The sequence below is a fragment of the Pseudomonas sp. genome (assembly GCF_041601375.1).
GTDB lineage: Bacteria > Pseudomonadota > Gammaproteobacteria > Pseudomonadales > Pseudomonadaceae > Aquipseudomonas.
The window spans coordinates 1-4,167 of the sequence record NZ_JBFIIG010000270.1 but is presented as its reverse complement, the minus strand read 5'-3'; the positions used below and the strand labels follow the sequence as shown (position 1 = coordinate 4,167).

Here is a 4,167-nt window from a genome sequence, read left to right as displayed (position 1 = left end):
TTTTCCGTGTGACGCTTGTCGAAGTCCTTCTTGCCCTTGGCCAGGGCAATCTCGCATTTGATCAAATGCGCCTTCCAGTAAACCGACAGTGCCACGCAGGTGTAGCCCTTCTGCTGCACGGCACCGAACAGCTTTTCCAGCTCGCGCTTGTTCAGCAGCAGCTTGCGTGTGCGGATCGGGTCGGCAATCACGTGGGTGCTGGCGGTCTTCAGTGGGGTGATGTGACAGCCCATCAGCCAGGCTTCGTCGTCTTTCAGCAATACATAGCTGTCGACCAACTGGGCCTTGCCGGCGCGCAGGCTTTTCACTTCCCAGCCGGCCAGGACCAGGCCCGCCTCGAATCTGGATTCGACGAAATAGTCGTGCATCGCCTTCTTGTTCTGGGCGATGGTGCCTTGAGGGTGTTTCTTTTGTTTAGCCATAGGGCGCGCATTATAGGGAGTCGTGGGCCTGCTGGCGACAGCCCGATCTTGAGAGAGAGGGGTTAAACCCGGACAATGCGCGTCTTTTGCACATCTCTCGGGCGTATTTATGGTGAGTGACAAGGTTTCGATCCACGGCGCCTGGGCCAGTCGTTGGGTGTTTATCCTGGCGGCGACCGGTTCCGCAGTGGGGCTGGGCAATATCTGGAAGTTTCCCTACATGACCGGCATGTACGGAGGTGGGGCCTTTGTCATCATGTATCTGCTGTGCATTTTCCTGGTCGGCTTGCCGATCATGCTGGCCGAAACCCTGATCGGTCGCCGCGGCCGGCAGAGTCCGGTGAATGCCCTGGGCGCGCTGGCGCTGGAGTCTGACGCTTCGCCGAGGTGGGCGTGGGCCGCGCTGATGGGCATGGTCGCCGCGTTGCTGATCCTGTCGTTTTACAGTGTCATCGCCGGCTGGTCGCTGGACTACATTATCGGCATGGGCGGCGGTCGATTCGCCGGCATCAGTGCCGACGGGGCGGGCGCTGCATTCGGCGCGCTGACGGCCGATCCCTGGCGTCTGAGCCTGTGGCACACGTTGTTCATGCTGTTGACCGGCGTCGTCATCGCCCGTGGTGTCGTAGCCGGCCTGGAGCGCAGTTTGCGCATCATGATGCCGCTGCTGTTCATCTTGCTGTTGGTGTTGCTCGGCTACAGCATGACCACCGGGCACTTTATGCAGGGCTTCCACTTCCTCTTCGATTTCCAGCCCGACAAGTTGCTCGACGGCGTGCTGGCGGCGCTGGGCCATGCCTTCTTCACCCTCAGCGTTGGCGTCGGTGCAATCATGGTCTACGGCGCCTATATGCCCAAGCGGGCTTCGATTGGCAGCACTGTGTTGGCCGTCGGTATTCTCGACACGCTGGTGGCCCTGACTGCCGGATTGGCGCTGTTTCCTATTGTGTTTGCCGCCGGTATGCAGCCAGGTGCCGGGCCCGGGCTGATGTTCGTCACCCTGCCGGTGGCCTTCGGCAGCATTGCCTTCGGCCAGGTCATGGGTACCCTGTTTTTCGTGTTGGTGCTGATCGCTGCCTGGACCTCGTCGATCTCGATGCTGGAGCCGGCAGTCGCTTACCTGGTCGAGCGCACCCAGCGCAGCCGGGCCTTGGTTACCAGCGTGTTGGTGCTGTTGTGCTGGTTGGTGGGCATGGGCACGGTACTGTCCTTCAACGTCGGCGCCGAGGCCAAGTTCTTCGTCTCTGCTGCCGACGGTTTTCACCTGTTCCAGTGGGGCGCAGAGGGCGGGCGAAATTTCTTCGACAGCATCGATTACCTGACCAGCCGCATCCTCTTGCCGTTGGGTGGTCTGGCCTTTGTGCTGTTCGCCGGCTGGGTGCTCAGGCGCGAAGTGGTACGCGAGGAACTGGCGATCGACAGTCCGCTGTTGTTCGGTGTGATCTATTGGTTGATTCGCGTGGTGGCGCCATTGGGCATATTGATTGTATTTGTCGCAGAGTTGACGAAATGAGTAGAGTCACCCTATCGAATCAAGTTGCAGGCTTATGAGTACCCATATTCAGCGCTCGGCGTTGCTGCCGTACCCGGCCCCCGCCCTGTTCGAGTTGGTCAATGACGTGGCGCGTTACCCGGAGTTCCTGCCCTGGTGTTCATCCAGTGAGGTTCTGGATGTCAGTCAGACCCATATGCGGGCCAGCCTGGCCGTGGCCAAGGGTGGGGTTAGCCAGCGTTTCATCACCCGCAATGCACTGGTCTGGGGGCAGTCGATCGATCTGACCCTGGAGGAGGGGCCGTTTAGTCATCTGCATGGCCGCTGGGTGTTCAAGGCATTGGGCGACAAGGCCTGCAAGATCAGCCTGGACCTGAGCTTCGACTATGCCGGCCCGCTGATGCGGGTCACGCTGGGGCCGCTGTTCAATCAGGCGGCCAACACGCTGATGGATGCATTCTGTCAAAGGGCGAAGCAGCTATATGGATAACAAGATGATCGCGGTCGAAGTGGTCTACGCCCTGGCGGATAAGCAGAAGCTGCTGCGCCTGAGCCTGCCTTACGGCACTACGATGCGCCAGGCGGTCGAGCAGTCGGGCATGCAGGTGCATTTTCCCGGTCTGGACCTGGCCAGCAGCCCGCTGGGAATCTTCGGCAAGGCTGTTGCCAAACCGCAGGAGCGGGTGCTGGAGGATGGCGAGCGGGTGGAGATCTACCGGCCGCTGATCGCCGACCCTAAAGAGGTGCGCAAGCAGCGCGCGGCCAAGGCGGCGAAAGCCAAGGCTGACGAGGAAGGCGGTTAACTCCAGACTGGCGTGCATGAAAAAGCCCGGAAATCTCCGGGCTTTTTGCGCTTGCCTGATTACTGCGGCGAGCTGTCCAGCGGATCCGGGGTCGGTACCGGCACGCTCTGCGCCTCGTCGACGTCGCGTTGGATTTGCTCGAGCAGGGAGCCTGGCGCTGGTTGCTCTTCGGTTCGCGGCACGGTCACGCTGGTGCCATCCTGGCCAAGAATGGCCTCGTCGCGGCTGACGCCTGGCATGAAGTCGCCCGACAGGCCGGCCAACTGATCGTTGTCGTTGAAGACCACACTGACGCGCTCTTGCAGGCGTTTGCCGCCGCCTGGCTGAATGCTGTACAGGTAGTCCCAGCGATTGGCATGGAAGGTGTCGGTCAGCAGCGGGTTGCCCATGATAAACCGCACTTGGCTGCGGGTCATTCCGGGGCGCAACTGGTCTATCATGTCTTGTGTAACGACATTGCCCTGTTGGACGTCGATTTTATAAACCCCGGGGAAAGAACAACCGGCGAGCGCGAGGAGCCCCACGAAGGTGAGACTGGTCAGCAGGAGCTTGGTTTTTTGCATCGGCGGGTGACTTCCACTATCTTGGCTGGGCAACGTAAACCCCGATCATACCCGCAATAAAGGAAGCTGCGAAGCCGCTTCCGCGAGAAAGCAGACCATGGTTGAAAATAGCGAACTACGCAAAGCTGGCCTGAAAGTGACCCTGCCACGGGTCAAAATCCTGCAGATGCTCGATTCCGCCGAGCAGCGTCACATGAGTGCAGAGGATGTTTACAAGGCTCTGATGGAGGCGGGTGAAGACGTCGGCCTGGCCACCGTATACCGCGTGCTGACCCAGTTCGAGGCGGCGGGGCTGGTGGTGCGGCATAACTTCGATGGTGGTCATGCCGTGTTCGAATTGGCCGACAGTGGCCATCACGACCACATGGTCTGTGTCGATTCGGGTGAGGTGATCGAGTTCTTCGATCCTGAAATCGAGAAGCGGCAGAGAGAGATCGTGCTCGAGCATGGCTTCGAGATGGTCGACCACAACCTGGTGCTCTACGTGCGCAAAAAGAAGTAAGCGCACCGGTGCGACATTCACAAAGGCGGCCCTCGGGTCGCCTTTGTCGTTTCAGTAACCCGCTAGGAGCCTGTCGGACTTGACCGTTCGTGGCGAGGGAAAGTCCGGTTTGAGGCAGTTTTGCTGGTTTTTCGAGGCGAATAGCTGGCTATTTAACGAGGAAAAGCAGTAAAAAAATGGCCAAATCCGGCTTTTCCGCAGTAGAACAGCGTTAAGTTCGACAGGCTCCTAGGGCTCGTCAATAAATAACTACGCCGTCGCCAGGCCGCCCGCAGTAGGCGAGCTGTTCGCCAACTTTCAGGTCCGGGCGCTGCCGACCATCTGCCGGGCATGGGCCAGGGACTCTTCGGTCAGGTCGAGGCCGCCGAGCATGCGGGCGATTTCT

General features: G+C 60.0%; 6 protein-coding genes. 4 read left to right on the top strand and 2 right to left on the bottom strand.

The window, feature by feature from the left end:
• Positions 1-422 (bottom strand): SsrA-binding protein SmpB (gene smpB / locus ABZE94_RS20785; RefSeq protein ID WP_372878034.1); only part of this gene is annotated, 422 nt, incomplete at its 3' end.
• Between the two features lie 109 nt (positions 423-531).
• On the opposite strand from smpB, the gene ABZE94_RS20780 reads away from it, so the two are divergent.
• The 3 genes from ABZE94_RS20780 to ABZE94_RS20770 are packed head-to-tail and all read left to right on the top strand — an operon-like array spanning position 532 to position 2,717.
• A complete protein-coding gene (locus tag ABZE94_RS20780) occupies positions 532-1,935 on the top strand; it encodes a sodium-dependent transporter (protein WP_372878032.1) in 1,404 nt (467 codons plus the stop codon).
• Positions 1,936-1,969: 34 nt separating this feature from the next.
• Complete coding sequence (locus tag ABZE94_RS20775; RefSeq protein WP_372878030.1) at positions 1,970-2,404, top strand: type II toxin-antitoxin system RatA family toxin; 435 nt, start codon at positions 1,970-1,972, stop codon at positions 2,402-2,404.
• Positions 2,397-2,717 carry an RnfH family protein gene (locus tag ABZE94_RS20770; protein WP_372878028.1) on the top strand — a complete coding sequence of 107 codons (321 nt, stop codon included), beginning with the start codon at positions 2,397-2,399 and terminating at the stop codon, positions 2,715-2,717. The genes ABZE94_RS20775 and ABZE94_RS20770 overlap by 8 nt, the downstream gene beginning before the upstream one ends.
• A gap of 59 nt (positions 2,718-2,776) precedes the next feature.
• Here the strand turns inward: ABZE94_RS20770 and ABZE94_RS20765 are convergent, their stop codons facing one another.
• On the bottom strand, positions 2,777-3,280 hold the full coding sequence (locus ABZE94_RS20765; protein ID WP_372878026.1) for an outer membrane protein assembly factor BamE: 504 nt from the start codon (positions 3,278-3,280) through the stop codon (positions 2,777-2,779).
• A 97-nt stretch (positions 3,281-3,377) separates the two neighbouring features.
• Between ABZE94_RS20765 and fur the strand changes: the two genes are divergently transcribed.
• The gene (fur, locus tag ABZE94_RS20760) at positions 3,378-3,782 is read left to right on the top strand and encodes a ferric iron uptake transcriptional regulator (RefSeq protein WP_372878024.1); all 405 of its coding nucleotides are present in this window, start codon (positions 3,378-3,380) and stop codon (positions 3,780-3,782) included.
• Positions 3,783-4,167 lie beyond the last annotated feature (385 nt).